Source organism: Pseudomonas fluorescens NCIMB 11764 (genome assembly GCF_000293885.2).
Classification (GTDB): Bacteria; Pseudomonadota; Gammaproteobacteria; order Pseudomonadales; family Pseudomonadaceae; genus Aquipseudomonas; species Aquipseudomonas fluorescens_B.
The window spans coordinates 6,792,946-6,807,444 of sequence record NZ_CP010945.1 but is presented as its reverse complement, the minus strand read 5'-3'; the positions used below and the strand labels follow the sequence as shown (position 1 = coordinate 6,807,444).

The window sequence follows — 14,499 nt, the reverse complement described above, 5'->3', positions numbered from 1 at the left end:
TCGCGGGCGGTTTAGGCTAGAATGCACGGCCTCAAAGCACACCCCTTCCCGAGGCTGTCCCGAAGATGTTGATCCTGCGCGGCGCTCCTGCCCTTTCTGCCTTTCGCCACAGCAAACTCCTTGAGCAACTGAGCCAGAAGGTTTCGGCTGTCAGCGGCTTGTATGCTGAATTCGCTCACTTCGCCGAAGTTACCGGCGTCCTGACCGGCGACGAACAGCAGGTGCTCGCGCGCCTTCTGAAGTACGGTCCAAGCGTTCCGGTCCAGGAACCGACCGGTCGCCTGTTCCTGGTGTTGCCGCGGTTCGGCACTATCTCGCCGTGGTCCAGTAAAGCCAGCGACATCGCTCGCAACTGTGGCCTGAGCAAGATCCAGCGCCTGGAGCGCGGCATCGCGTTCTACGTGGCCGGCCAGTTCAGCGACGCCGACGCGCAGCTGATCTCTGATGCGCTGCACGACCGCATGACCCAGATCGTCCTCGGCAACCTGGAACAGGCTGCCGGTCTGTTCAGCCACGCCGAGCCGAAGCCCCTGACCGCGATCGACGTGTTGGGCGGCGGCCGCGCCGCGCTGGAAAAAGCCAACACCGAGCTGGGCCTGGCCCTGGCCGAAGACGAGATCGACTACCTGGTCAACGCCTTCGTTGGTTTGAAGCGCAACCCGCACGACATCGAACTGATGATGTTCGCCCAGGCGAACTCCGAGCACTGCCGTCACAAGATCTTCAACGCCAGTTGGGACATCGACGGTCAGAGCCAGGAAAAAAGCCTGTTCGGCATGATCAAGAACACTTACCAGATGCACAGCGAAGGCGTTCTGTCCGCTTACAAGGACAACGCTTCGGTGATCGTCGGTAACGTTGCCGGCCGTTTCTTCCCGGACCCTGAAACCCGCCAGTACGGCGCGGTGCAGGAACCGGTGCACATCCTGATGAAAGTCGAAACCCACAACCACCCGACCGCGATTGCCCCGTTCCCGGGCGCGTCGACCGGTTCCGGTGGCGAGATTCGCGACGAAGGCGCTACCGGTCGCGGCGCCAAGCCAAAGGCTGGCCTGACCGGCTTCACCGTTTCGAACCTGCAGATCCCTGGCTTCGAACAGCCGTGGGAAGTGCCGTACGGCAAACCCGAGCGCATCGTCACCGCGCTGGACATCATGATCGAAGGCCCACTGGGTGGCGCCGCGTTCAACAACGAATTCGGCCGTCCGGCCCTGACCGGTTATTTCCGTACCTTCGAACAGTCGATCACCACCCCGCGTGGCGACGAAGTTCGGGGCTACCACAAGCCGATCATGCTGGCCGGCGGCATGGGTAACATCCGTGCCGAACACGTACAGAAAGGCGAAATCACCGTCGGCTCCAAGCTGATCGTGCTCGGCGGCCCGGCGATGTTGATCGGCCTGGGCGGCGGCGCGGCTTCCTCCATGGCCACCGGCACCAGCTCGGCTGACCTGGACTTCGCGTCCGTACAGCGCGAAAACCCTGAGATGGAACGTCGCTGCCAGGAAGTCATCGACCGTTGCTGGCAGTTGGGTGACAAGAACCCGATCAGCTTCATCCACGACGTCGGTGCGGGCGGTCTGTCCAACGCGTTCCCGGAACTGGTGAACGACGGCAACCGTGGCGGTCGCTTCGAACTGCGCAACATTCCAAACGACGAGCCGGGCATGGCCCCGCACGAAATCTGGAGTAACGAATCCCAGGAACGTTACGTTCTGGCAGTTGGCCCGGCGGACTTCGAACGCTTCCAGGCAATCTGCGAACGCGAGCGTTGCCCGTTCGCCGTGGTCGGCGAAGCCACCGCAGAGCCGCAACTGACGGTCACCGACAGCCACTTCGGCAACAGCCCGGTGGACATGCCGCTGGAAGTGCTGCTGGGCAAAGCTCCGCGCATGCACCGTTCGGCCGTGCGTGAAAACGAACTGGGTGACGATTTCGATCCAGCCACGCTGGAAATTGCAGACTGCGTCGAACGCGTTCTGCATCACCCGGCCGTGGCGAGCAAAAGCTTCCTGATCACCATCGGCGACCGCACCATCACCGGCCTCGTGGCCCGTGACCAGATGGTCGGCCCGTGGCAGGTTCCGGTGGCCGACGTTGCCGTCACCGCCACCAGCTTCGACGTCTACACCGGTGAAGCGATGGCCATGGGCGAGCGTACTCCGCTGGCACTGCTGGACGCTCCGGCGTCGGGCCGCATGGCCATCGGCGAAACCCTGACCAACATCGCTGCTTCGCGCATCAACAAGATTTCCGACATCAAGTTGTCGGCGAACTGGATGTCCGCAGCCGGTCACCCGGGTGAAGACGCGCGCCTGTACGACACCGTGAAAGCGGTCGGTATGGAACTGTGCCCTGACCTGGGCATTACCATTCCGGTGGGCAAGGACTCCATGTCCATGGCCACCCGCTGGAACGACGAAGGGGTCGACAAGACCGTGACTTCGCCGATGTCCCTGATCGTGACCGGTTTCGCGCCAGTGGCTGACATCCGTCAGACCCTGACCCCGGAACTGCGCATGGACAAGGGCACCACCGACCTGATCCTGATCGATCTGGGCCGTGGCCAGAACCGCATGGGCGCCTCGATCCTGGCCCAGGTTCACGGCAAGCTTGGCTCGCAAGCGCCGGACGTCGATGATGCCGAAGACCTGAAAGCCTTCTTCGCGGTGATCCAGGGCCTCAACGCCGACGGTCACCTGCTGGCGTACCACGACCGTTCCGACGGTGGTTTGCTGACCAGCGTTGTGGAAATGGCCTTTGCCGGCCACTGCGGCCTGAGCCTGAACCTCGACGGTCTGGCAGAAACTTCCGCCGACATCGCCGCGATCCTGTTCAACGAAGAACTGGGCGCCGTGATTCAGGTTCGCCAGGACGCCACCCCGGACATCCTCGCGCAGTTCAGCGCTGCCGGCCTGGGCGAGTGCGTGTCGGTGATCGGTCAGCCGATAAACAACGGCGAGATCAACATCACCTTCAACGGTGACACCGTGTTCGAAGGTCAGCGTCGTCTGCTGCAACGTCAGTGGGCCGAGACCAGCTACCAGATCCAGCGTCTGCGCGATAACGCCGACTGCGCCGAACAAGAGTTCGACGTGCTGCTGGAAGAAGACAACCCGGGCCTGAGTGTCAAGCTGAGCTACGACGTCAACCAGGACGTCGCCGCGCCTTACATCAAGAAAGGCATCCGCCCACAGGTTGCCGTGCTGCGTGAGCAGGGCGTCAACGGTCAGGTGGAAATGGCCGCCGCGTTCGACCGCGCCGGTTTCAACGCGATCGACGTGCACATGAGCGACATTCTCGCCGGCCGTGTCGACCTGAACGAGTTCAAAGGTCTGGTGGCTTGCGGTGGTTTCTCCTACGGCGACGTACTGGGTGCCGGCGAAGGCTGGGCCAAGTCCGCGCTGTTCAACAGCCGTGCTCGCGATGCATTTCAGGGCTTCTTCGAACGCAACGACAGCTTCACCCTCGGCGTGTGCAACGGTTGCCAGATGATGTCCAACCTGCACGAGCTGATTCCGGGCAGCGAGTTCTGGCCGCACTTTGTGCGTAACCGTTCCGAGCAGTTCGAAGCCCGCGTGGCGATGGTTCAGGTCCAGGAGTCGAATTCGATCTTCCTGCAGGGCATGGCCGGTTCGCGCATGCCGATCGCCATTGCACACGGTGAAGGTCATGCCGAGTTCGAAAGCGAAGAGGCGTTGCTGGAAGCCGATCTGTCCGGTTGCGTGGCGATGCGTTTCGTCGACAACCATGGCAAGGTCACCGAAAACTACCCGGCCAACCCGAACGGTTCGCCGCGCGGGATCACCGGTTTGACCAGCCGCGACGGTCGCGTAACGATCATGATGCCGCACCCGGAGCGAGTGTTCCGCGCCGTGCAGAACTCGTGGCGTTCGGAAGACTGGAACGAAGACGCGCCATGGATGCGCATGTTCCGTAACGCTCGCGTGTGGGTGAACTAAGCGCCGTGTACAAGCTCAGCTTTTTTGTTCCCGACAGTCATGTCGAAAGGGTCAAAAGCTCCGTATTCGCTGCCGGTGGCGGACGGATCGGGGCTTACGATCACTGCGCGTGGCAAGTGTTGGGCCAGGGTCAGTTTCGCCCATTGGATGGCAGCCAGCCGTTCATTGGCGAAGCGGGGCAGGTCGAACAGGTTGAGGAATGGAAAGTTGAGCTGGTGGTGGCGGATGAGTTGATCCGGGCGGTGGTGGCGGCTTTGAAACAGAGCCATCCCTACGAGACACCGGCTTACGAAGTGTGGCGGTTGGAGGATTTTTGATCCCCTGGCCGCTGTAATGAAAAACCCGCCAAGGCGGGTTTTTTGTTGCCCACTATTTAAAAACCTACAAAGGATTGCGTACATTCACCCACAAAAAAGGCGACCCCTTCACAGGAGTCGCCTTTCCTTTTACCGCCGCTAAAACTTACTCGGACAGTTTGTACGCAATCACATAGTCACCTTGCTTGGTGCCCAGCGAACCGTGACCGCCCGCGACGACCAGCACGTATTGCTTGCCGTCCTTGCCGGTGTAGGTCATTGGCGTGGTTTGCGCGCCTGCAGGCAGGCGACCTTCCCACAACTGTTTGCCATTTTTCACGTCGTAGGCACGCAGATACTGGTCGAGGGTGCCGCTCAGGAAACCAACGCCACCACCCGTGGTGATGGTGCCACCCAGACTAGGCACGCCCATGCTCAGCGGGATCGGAACCGGCGAGCTGTCACGCACGGTGCCGTTCTTGTGCTTCCACAGGACTTTGGCGGTGGTCAGATCGATCGCCGCCACATAGCCCCACGCCGGCGCCTGGCACGGCAAGCCCATTGGCGACAGCAGTGCTTCGAGGACCACGCCGTACGGCGCGCCTTTGTTCGGCTGCACGCCTTCGGTTTCGCTTTTGCGCGGGCCTTGGGCCGCGATTTCGGCGGCCGGGATCATTTTCGATTTGAACGCCATGTAGCTCGGGTTCACGAAAGCGATCTGACGCACCGGGTCGACCGAGAAACCGCCCCAGTCAAACACACCGAAGTTGCCTGGGTAAACGATCGAACCCTGCAGCGACGGCGGGGTGAACGGGCCGTCGTAGCGCATGGATTTGAAGTCGATCCGGCAGATCAGTTGGTCGAACGGGGTGACGCCCCACATGTCGCGCTCTTGCAGCGGCGGCGGCATCAGGTTGAGGTCGGATTTCGGTTGGGTCGGGGACGTGTGATCACCTTCGACAGCGCCCTGAGGCACCGGCACTTCGTTGATCGGCACGATCGGTTGGCCAGTGCTGCGATCCAGCACGTAGATGCTGCCTTGCTTGGTGGACGCGAGGACCGCCGGCTTCACGCCGTCAGCGGTTTTCAGGTCCATCAGGGTTGGCTGACCACCGACGTCCATGTCCCACAGGTCATGGTGGGTGAACTGCATGTGCCAGCGTACCTGGCCGGTTGCGATGTCGAGGGCGGTGAGGCCGGCGGCGTGCAATTCCGATTCAGGGGTGCGCGCACCACCGAACTGGTCCGGAGTCTGGTTACCCATCGGCAGATAAAGCATGCCGAGTTTTTCGTCGACGGCGAACATGGACCACATGTTCGGCGAGTTGCGGGTGTAGACCTTGCCTTCGGCAATCGGCGTGGTGTCGTCCGGGTTGCCGCTGTCCCAGTTCCACACCAGTTTGCCGGTGTGCACGTCGAACGCGCGGATCACGCCGCTCGGCTCGTCGGTGGAAACGTTATCGGTGACGTGGCCGCCAATCACCACCAGGTCTTTGGTGACGGCTGGAGGCGAGGTGGAGTAGTAACCGCCGGCATTGAAGCCGCCGATGTTGGCGCTCAGGTCGACCTGGCCTTTGTTGCCGAAGTCTTCGCACATCTTGCCGGTGTCGGCGTTCAGGGCGATCAGACGGGTGTCGGCGGTCGGCAGGAAGATCCGGCGCGGGCAGACGCTGGCGACGGGAGCGCTGGCGCTGCCGGTCGGGCTCTGCTCGGAAGCGTAGACGGCGTCATCGTGATACGACACGCCACGGCAGGTCATGTGCGCCCAACCCTTGAAGTTCGCCGCGTTCTGCGTGGAAAGCTTCGGATCGAAACGCCAGATTTCCTTGCCGGTGTCCGGGTCCAGCGCGATCACCTGGCTGTGCGGTGTGCACACGTAGAGCATGCCGTTGACTTTCAGCGGGGTGTTTTCGGCGGTGGTTTCACCCGGATCGTTCGGCCCCGGCAGGTCGCCGGTGCGGTAGGTCCAGGCCGGAACGAGCTTGTTCACGTTCTGCGGAGTGATCTGTGTCAGAGGCGAGTAACGATCACCGTGGGCACTGCGGCCGTAGGAGTTCCAGTCGCCATCCGGCATGGCTGGCGCGGTGTTGGTCATGCCCGGGACGCTGTCGCGGTCCAGTTGGCCCTTGATTTCACCGGGGTTGGTGAACTGGCTGGCCAGTGCGGCAACACCGGCGAGCACCACGGCGATGCTGAGCGCGCCAGTGCCCGTCTTCGCTTCGCCTTCGCGCAGCAGCGGACGACGGAACCACGGCAGCAGCATGACAATACCCAGCGCGAACAACATCGCCAGGCGCGGCACCAGTTGCCACCAGTCCAGGCCGACTTCCCACAAGGCCCATACGGTGCTGGCGAACAGCACCAGTGCGTAAAGCCCGAGGGCGGCGCGGCGGGCCAGAATCAGCAGCACGCCGGTCAGTGCCAGGCCGATACCGGCCAGCAGGTAATACAGCGAGCCGCCGAGCATGCTCAGCTTGATCCCCCCGGCCAGCATGGCCAGGCCCATTAGCAGAAGCAGAATGCCGAGCAGGGTCGGCAATAGACGGCTTCGACTCAAAGCACCATCAGTGCTCATAGTGTGGTTCTCCGTGACGTTTCAAGTAGTCCCGCGCAAGTTCACTGTAGATGACGATCCGGCGCGGGCATGGTTCATATCAATTGGGTTCGTTGATGCAAGTCCCTGTGGGTTAGAACGACGACTGGACCTTGATCCCGCCAATCAGCGCGTCATCGACCTTGTCCACGCCACCGGGGTGGCGGATGTATTGCAGGTTCGGGCGCACGGTCAGCCAGTTCGTGACGTGCACGCCGTAATAGAGTTCGGCGCTGTATTCGGTGTCTTGCGGTGGCAGGAAGGACGGGTCGTCGAAGTCGTAGACTGCACGGGCCTGATTGCTCGCCTCGGCGTTCTTGCGGTACGCCGGATTGACATGAACCCGGGCCATCGCGAAACCGATGTCATCCTTGGTCCGTGCATCGAACAAGCCTTTGTAGACGACGCCCGCCTGCACATAGTTGTCGATGGCGTTGGTCTTCTTGTCGTGCATCGTGCCGTTGGCGAACACGCTCAGGCCACGGGAGTGGTCGCTGGCACGGCTGGTCAGTTGCTGCTGCACACCGAGCCACACGCCGTGCTTGCTGGACGCGCTGCGGTAGGCCTCGCCACTCAGGGCGGCGGGCTGGCCATTGCGGTCCTTGTAGGCGTCGGTGGCGTTGGCGTTGCTGTAGTAATAACCGGCGCGGTATTCCCCCGGCAGGCCGTTGAGCTTGGGTGTCCAGACCAGTTCCACCGGCAGGATCGCGCCCTGGGTGCCGCTGCCGCTGAGCTTGAAACCATTGTCGCGATCCAGGTTCGACGGGTTCTGCTCATACGCGCCGACTTGCGCGTACAGCTCTGGCGTCAGGTGATATTTGACCCGCATCGCCCATTGGCTGACCGGCCAGTTGTACCAGATGCCGCCGACCCAGTTGCCGACCTGAGAGCCGCAGAACGCCAGGTTCTGGAAGTCGCAGGGGAAGCTGTTGAAGTCTTCGCCTTCGCCGAAACGGCCGACCTTGATGTCGAGCTTGCGGTCGAAGAATTTCTGCTGATACCACATCTGCGTCAGGCGCCAGGTTTGCCCGCGGCCCCAGACTTCCTGAGCGGAAGTGAAACCACCGACCCGTGGATCGTTGATGCGGTCGTTGCTGATGTTGTTGCCGTTGCGCTCGGTGATGGTCAGCTGAAATTCAGCGTCGTCCCAGCCCAGGATCTTTTGCAGATCGAGGTGTGCGCCGAGGCCGAACTGATCGCTGTAGCGTGCGGTGCGATCGTGGTCGTAGCCGCCGTGCAGATTGCTGCCCATTTCGCCGGTGTAATCGACTTTGAAGTCGTAGCCTTTTTCCGAAAGCTCGGTGCGCGTGCCGTTCCAGTCGCCGAGCATCCAAGGCGATTCGCTATCAAAGGCCGGTGCAGCCTGAGCGCAGGTGGCGAGACCCATTGCGGTGAATCCGCCGACCAGGTTCAAGGCTTTTCGGCTGGCAACAGCAAGGCAGACAGCGCTGTCTCGCGAAGATTGAAAATAAGGCATAGAGAAGAAATTCTTGGTCTTTTTCTAGGGAGTGAACGGGGAACAGCAGGATTGAAGCGAATGGAAGAATCGTTTCAGCTTGTCGGGGCGCAAGGATAATGTTCTGTTACAAATAGAGAAAGCGCTTTTACCGACATGAATTCTTTCGGATTTGGTAACAGTGTCGCGGGGCGATCTGTCGCAGTTCACCTACATTTAACAGATAGCACGCACAGCCCTTCCACCGGACCATCCCCTCGGATAAGGTGCGCGCCTTGCATTTCATTCATCGCTCGAAGGCCCGGCATGACCGAACAGAACAACAACCCGCTGCACGGCGTGACGCTGGAGCAGATCCTGAACACTCTGGTGGAACATTACGAATGGACGGGGCTGGCCGAGCGCATCGATATCCGCTGCTTCAAGAGTGATCCGAGCATCAAGTCGAGCCTGACGTTCCTGCGCAAGACCCCGTGGGCGCGGGAAAAAGTCGAGCGGTTGTATGTGAAGTTGATGCGCACCAAGCGACCGCTCTGAACATGGTCAGCCAGTCTGCCGCGAGGCGTCGTTTTGTGGCGGTGGCGGTGCTGCTCGGCTGGGCAGGATTGAGCATTCAGCTGTACCTGATTTTCTATTCGCGCTGGGCCCTGGGCGCCAGTTTGCTGGGTGGGCTGCTGAGCTTTTTCAGCTATTTCACTGTGCTCACCAATACGTTGGTGGCCACTGTGCTGACCTGCGCACTGACGTCCCGCGAATCCGCTGCACGGCGCTGGTTTTTGCAACCGTGGGTGAGCAGCGGGATTGCCGTGAGCATCGCCGTGGTCGGCCTGGCCTACAACGTCCTGTTGCGCCATCTGTGGCATCCCGAAGGCTGGCAATGGCTGGCCGATGAGCTGCTGCACGATGTCATGCCGTTGCTGTTTCTGGCCTGGTGGTGGTTGTGCGTGCCCAAAGGCACCTTGCGTCTGCGGCACATCGCGCTGTGGGTGATTTACCCGTTGGTGTATTTCGCGTATGCACTGCTGCGCGGGCATCTGCTGGCGACTTATCCATACCCGTTCATTGATGTGGATACGCTGGGTTATCCACAGGTGTTTGTGAATGCCGGGGGATTGTTGGCGGGGTTTGTGCTGATTGCCTTGGTGGTGATCGCGTTGGATCGCCGTCGAGGCTGATCACACTGACGTCTGATCAACCCTGACCTGCGTTGTTACTCCTCGTCGCTGTCGTCCAGCCGCCAATAGCCGACGGCTTTGAGGAATTGATCGTTCAGCCCGTGCTCGTCCAGCAATACCCGACGAATCTGCCGTGACACTTTGCTCTCTGTGGCCACCCACGTGTACAGATGGCCGGCGGGTATCTGCAATTCCTTCACCGTGGTCAGCAGATTGTTCCTGCCACCGTCGCGCAACACCCAGATCACATTGACCTGCGCCGGGCTTTCGAGCTTTTGCTGTTCCGCGCCGTTCTCCACCTCAATGATCACCAGCGCTCGCCGATTGGCCGCCAAACCCTCCAGACGCCGCGCAATCGCGGGAATTGCCGTCTCATCGCCGATCAGCAAATAGCTGTCGAACATGTCCGGTACGATCATCGATCCCCGTGGTCCACCGATGTGCAGGAATTGCCCCGGCCTGGCCTGCTCGGCCCAGGTCGAGGCAGGGCCGTCGCCGTGCAGGACGAAGTCGATGTCCAGTTCCAGCGTGTCCAGGTCATAGCGCCGCGGGGTGTAGTCGCGCATCGCCGGCATCGGCCCGTTGTCTTTGCCCGCACCGAGAACCAGGGTTTCCAGCGCCGCTTGTTCTGCCGCGTTCTGCGGGAACAGCAGTTTGACGTGGTCGTCTGTGCCCAGGCTGATGAAGCCGGCCAGTTCAGGGCCGCCCAGGGTAATCCGGCGCATGCGCGGGGTCAGGTCAACCACGCGCAAGACTTGCAGGCGGCGGCGTTTGATTTCATGCATGACGCGGTGAATGGTGTGCTCGATCACTTCAGTCATTCAGCTTTCTCCGCAGGGGATTGAACCAAGGGACCATCAACGATGGCTTTGGCGGTGTCGTTGAGCAAAGCGGCGACCCGCAGGATTTCTTCGGGACTCCAGCGACCGTGGTGCAGTTGTAACGCATGACGCAGGTTATGCACCGCTTCGTGAATTTCGGCCGGACGGTCATGGCCGCGTAACGAGCGCTTGCTGACATCGATGCGCATGCGCACCCCGTCCAGTGCAACCGCTTGCTCACTTAAAGACAGACGTCCGGTCTCGGTCACGCTGTAGCGTTTTTTCCCGCCTTCGGCGTCGCCCTGGATCATTTCGCTTTCTTCCAGGAAGGTCAGGGTCGGGTAGATCACGCCGGGGCTGGGGCTGTAGGCACCGTCGAACATACCTTCGATCTGACGGATCAAGTCATAGCCGTGGCAGGGCCGTTCGGCGATGAGCGCGAGCAGCAGCAATTTCAGATCGCCGGGGGCAAACACCCGGGGGCCTCGGCCGCCACGCTCGCGACCGGGGCGTTTCTCGAAGCCGTCGCGGCCGTCACCGTGTTCGCGGTGGGGGGAATGATGGTCTCTCATTTTTCCTTGTCTCTGGCGTGTTTAGATACAACTTAAGATATATCGTAATGGCAAGGCAAGCGAACAGGACCAACGGTCGTCGCCGAAGGACGTAGGGCGGACTTCAGTACAGGGGTGGGAAAACGCCGTTTTGTGGCTTGCTGTTTTAGAGTGGTTGATCTAATTGTGCGCAACTAACAGCGGGAATTTTTAATAGTTACGCCTGAGTAGTATTTTTCTCACAGAACATTTGTTTCTATTTGTCTGTATGCTTTTTTTATTAAAACTGTTTGTAGTATGTTTCTGTCGGGTTAACGGATTAATTATTGAATTTCAGGTTTTTTCTTTCTTGCTATGGGCTGTTGTGACTACATGTTCTTCGGAAGTTTCGTACTTACTTTCTACGAAAATTGGTCGATCATTCTCTGCGTTGAAAGTTGAGCCAAATTGCCACTATCTAAGTCCGCTATTTGCATCGCTCACGCTTTCCACGGATCAATCACTTTGAAAAAGACAGGTACTCAACAATGTTCAAGAAGTTTGCAATCGCCGTTCCGATGACCCTCCTGGCCCTGAGTTCTTCGATGGCGTTCGCTGCGGAAGAATCGCGCTCCTCGATCAACATTACCGCGGAAATCCCGAGCTCGATCTTTTATGCCCAGCCTGTAAACCCGGACTTTGGTAAAGACGAGAGAATGCAATACCGCGTCCTTGACGGAACCCTGACAGACGTGGTTGGCATGTACGATATCAAACACACCGAAGGTTCGGTGAACGCTTACGTCGAAGGCGGCCCGCAACCCTTGTTCAACGGTAATACGGCGAAAAACATTCCCCTGACTTACACCTTCAATGGAAAAGTATTGACCGGTACCACTCAGGAGGTGGTAGGTGACGCCGAATCCAATGGCGGCATGCGCGCGGAACTGCGTATATCCGCCGCCAAACCGGCTGCCGACCAGAACGGCCTGTACACCGTTAGTCCTACTGTGATTTTCGATGCTGTCCCCCGCATTTAAGTCTTGAACCAAGGCTCGTCCTGCTTGGTAGCCTGACCGGTCGGCAGGCAAGTTTTTGTCTGTCGATCGGCTTTAACGAATTTATCCATTGAGTATTTTGTTCATGTTCCCGATGACTCCCATCGCGACGGCGCTTGCCCTTTTTTTTTGCGCATCGGCCTTGGCCGCACCCATGGAAAACGGCAATACACCGAGAAGTTTGTTGGCGCAGGCCAAGGGGCTGCCAAGCGAGTTTGAAGAACACTTCTTTGATGTGCCGCTGGCGGTGCGCGTGGAACGTGACCAACAATTTCTCGGTGAGGCGATGGTCGTGTTAACCCGCGACGACCGCATCACCCTCGTTGACTTCACCGATGTCAGCGACAGCACGATCAAAGCCAGTGAACGCGAGACCTGGACCAATTACCTGAAACAAGGCGTGGCGCTGGGCGACTGCAAGGCGAAATGCCCCGAGCAGCTATTGGCCGTGTACTACAGCCTGGAAAACTCGCTGGTGTCGATTCTCACGGAAAACGCCGAACGCGACGATCAGGTCCAGCGTTACTACAACCAGCCCGAAGGCGGCAGCACCGGGTTGATCGTGCGCAATCAGCTGAACCTCAACGGTGGCCAGAACCAGGACCTCGGTGGTCGTTACGGTCTGGAAGCCAGCAGCAGTCTCGGTAACTGGACTCAAGCGGTGAACCTGCAACTGTCGCGACTGGGCGGTGTGGACAATCAGCTTTATCACGCCGTGCACGAGCTCTACACCCAGCGCGAACTGGAAGGCAATTTTCTGCGCCTGGGTTTATTCACGCCCAACTCGGAAGGCCTGACCCGTCAGCCGCGCTCCTTTGGCGCCAGCCCCGACACCGCGCTGGGCGTCATGTACGGCAGCTCCGACAGCCTGGCCATCAACAACCCGAAACCGGCGGTCTACCCGATCTACGTCACGGCCAATCGGCAGGGTTCGGTGGAAATCTATCGCGACGGTTTGCTGATCAATACTCAGGCGATACCGGCCGGTTTGCAGACCCTCGATACGCGGCCACTGCCCGGTGGCATTTATGAAGTGGAAGTGCGTCTGATCGAAGATGGCCAGATCACCTCCAGCACGCAGGAACTGGTCTATAAACCCAACAACTGGCGCAATCATGACGAGCGCTGGCGCTACAACCTGTTCGCCGGGCGTGAATCGAAAATGCTCAGCAACTGGGATGATCAGGCTGACGGCGAGATGACGGCCGGCGCCGCATTCAACTTCCTGCTGCACCCGCGGGTGATCCTCGGCCTGTCGGGCCGACAGGTGAAAGACACCCTGCAATACGGCACGTCGGTCGACTGGGCGATCGTCAACAACGCGAGTGTCTATGCCAACGTCTACAAGACCGAGGACTACGGCACCGGCCTCGACGTGCAGGGTCTGTATTCCTACGGCAGCGGCAGTATCGTCGCCAGCCACAATCGCAGCTGGCTCGACACCACCCGGCTCTACGACACGCTGCCGGACGGCACGCGAGTGCGGCAACGCAACGTATTTATCGGCCAGACCAGTAACTCTTCGCTGTCGGTGAACCATCGGCTCACCAGTAAAAGTTCGGTCAATGCCCGGGTGTCCCACAGCGAGGGCAACACCGAAGGCGTTGGCGTGGATCTGGGCTGGAGCCAGCGCGGCCGATTGTTCGGCAGCGACGCCAACTGGCGCTTGTCGCTGTTCGACAGACCGGGCAGCTTCAGCTCGGGGAATGACCGTAATCGCGGCGTCGACCTGAGCCTCAACATTGCCCTGGGCGGTCCGGGCGAACAGATCTCCGGCAGCATCGGCACTCGTACCGATCGCGACGGCGGGCGCGATAACAATGCTTCGGTCACCTACCGCAAAGACTTGCAGGATCACCTGCTGCAAAGCGTTTCCGCCACGGCCATCACCGACACCTATGGCATCGGCATGAACGCGATGGCGACGATGCAATCGGACCTGGCCAACGCCGACGGATTTATCCAGCGTTCCTCTTACAACAACGACTTCACCGGTGGCCTGAACCTCGACAGCACCGTCGCCGTCGGCGGGCAAAAAATGGTCATGACCAGCCAGTACCACCGCAACGGTGCGGGCATGATCATCGATGTCGAATCGGACATCGATGACATCGCCCTGCGTGCCGACGACTTGAGCGGCGGCAGCGCGATACTCAAGCCGGGGCGCAATTTCGTACCGATCACGGCTTACAAAAGCAGCTCGGTCAGTTTCGATTTCGAGGGCAATCACGTTCCGGCTGCAACCATCCAGCCGGCGCGCTCCAGCTACCACCTGAACAAGGGCGGCGTGGACTATCGCCAGATTCGCGTGATGAAAACTCTCACCGTGCTCGGTCGTCTGATCGACCCTCAGGGCAAGCCGCTCAAGGGCCACCACATCATCAACCACGCCAGCCGTGGGGTGAGTGAAGTGGACGGCTTCTTCTCCATGGAAATGAACGCTGGTTCCCCGACCCTGGAAGTGCGCCACGGCAACCAGTTGCTGTGCCAGTTCCGCCTCGACCCGAGCAATGGTCGCGCGGAAAACAACGTGCTGATGATCGGCGACCTGCGTTGCACGCCGGACACCCTGGCGGACGTCGCCGATACCGTGCAGAGGGCGGGTTGA

Annotated in this window: 10 protein-coding genes; 6 read left to right on the top strand and 4 right to left on the bottom strand. The window is 60.2% G+C overall.

Annotated elements, in window-relative coordinates; genetic code table 11:
* Window positions 1-65 precede the first annotated feature (65 nt).
* Complete coding sequence (purL, locus tag B723_RS30855) at window positions 66-3,962, top strand: phosphoribosylformylglycinamidine synthase (protein WP_017340625.1); 3,897 nt, start codon at window positions 66-68, stop codon at window positions 3,960-3,962.
* A gap of 5 nt (window positions 3,963-3,967) precedes the next feature.
* Window positions 3,968-4,279, top strand: coding sequence for a YqfO family protein (locus tag B723_RS30850; RefSeq protein ID WP_031319105.1), 312 nt, complete (start codon window positions 3,968-3,970; stop codon window positions 4,277-4,279).
* 145 nt (window positions 4,280-4,424) lie between these two features.
* On the opposite strand, the gene B723_RS30845 is transcribed toward B723_RS30850, so the two are convergent.
* Entirely contained in the window at window positions 4,425-6,833 is a 2,409-nt protein-coding gene (locus B723_RS30845) for a glucose/quinate/shikimate family membrane-bound PQQ-dependent dehydrogenase (RefSeq protein ID WP_017340623.1), read from the bottom strand.
* 112 nt (window positions 6,834-6,945) lie between these two features.
* On the bottom strand, window positions 6,946-8,328 hold the full coding sequence (locus tag B723_RS30840; protein WP_017340622.1) for a carbohydrate porin: 1,383 nt from the start codon (window positions 8,326-8,328) through the stop codon (window positions 6,946-6,948).
* 285 nt (window positions 8,329-8,613) lie between these two features.
* Here B723_RS30840 and B723_RS30835 point away from each other — a divergent pair, with 285 nt between their 5' ends.
* Entirely contained in the window at window positions 8,614-8,844 is a 231-nt protein-coding gene (locus B723_RS30835) for a VF530 family DNA-binding protein (RefSeq protein ID WP_017340621.1), read from the top strand.
* 2 nt (window positions 8,845-8,846) lie between these two features.
* Window positions 8,847-9,482, top strand: a complete 636-nt coding sequence (locus tag B723_RS30830; RefSeq protein ID WP_031319104.1) for a Pr6Pr family membrane protein — start codon at window positions 8,847-8,849, stop codon at window positions 9,480-9,482.
* Window positions 9,483-9,517: 35 nt separating this feature from the next.
* On the opposite strand, the gene B723_RS30825 is transcribed toward B723_RS30830, so the two are convergent.
* Entirely contained in the window at window positions 9,518-10,303 is a 786-nt protein-coding gene (locus B723_RS30825; protein ID WP_017340619.1) for a siderophore-interacting protein, read from the bottom strand.
* Window positions 10,300-10,875 carry a PadR family transcriptional regulator gene (locus tag B723_RS30820; protein WP_017340618.1) on the bottom strand — a complete coding sequence of 192 codons (576 nt, stop codon included), beginning with the start codon at window positions 10,873-10,875 and terminating at the stop codon, window positions 10,300-10,302. The genes B723_RS30825 and B723_RS30820 overlap by 4 nt, the downstream gene beginning before the upstream one ends.
* 506 nt (window positions 10,876-11,381) lie before the next feature.
* Here B723_RS30820 and B723_RS30815 point away from each other — a divergent pair.
* Window positions 11,382-11,873, top strand: a complete 492-nt coding sequence (locus B723_RS30815; protein ID WP_017340617.1) for a CS1 type fimbrial major subunit — start codon at window positions 11,382-11,384, stop codon at window positions 11,871-11,873.
* 103 nt (window positions 11,874-11,976) lie between these two features.
* Window positions 11,977-14,499 (top strand): TcfC E-set like domain-containing protein, encoded by a 2,523-nt coding sequence (locus B723_RS30810; protein WP_017340616.1) that lies wholly within the window; start codon window positions 11,977-11,979, stop codon window positions 14,497-14,499.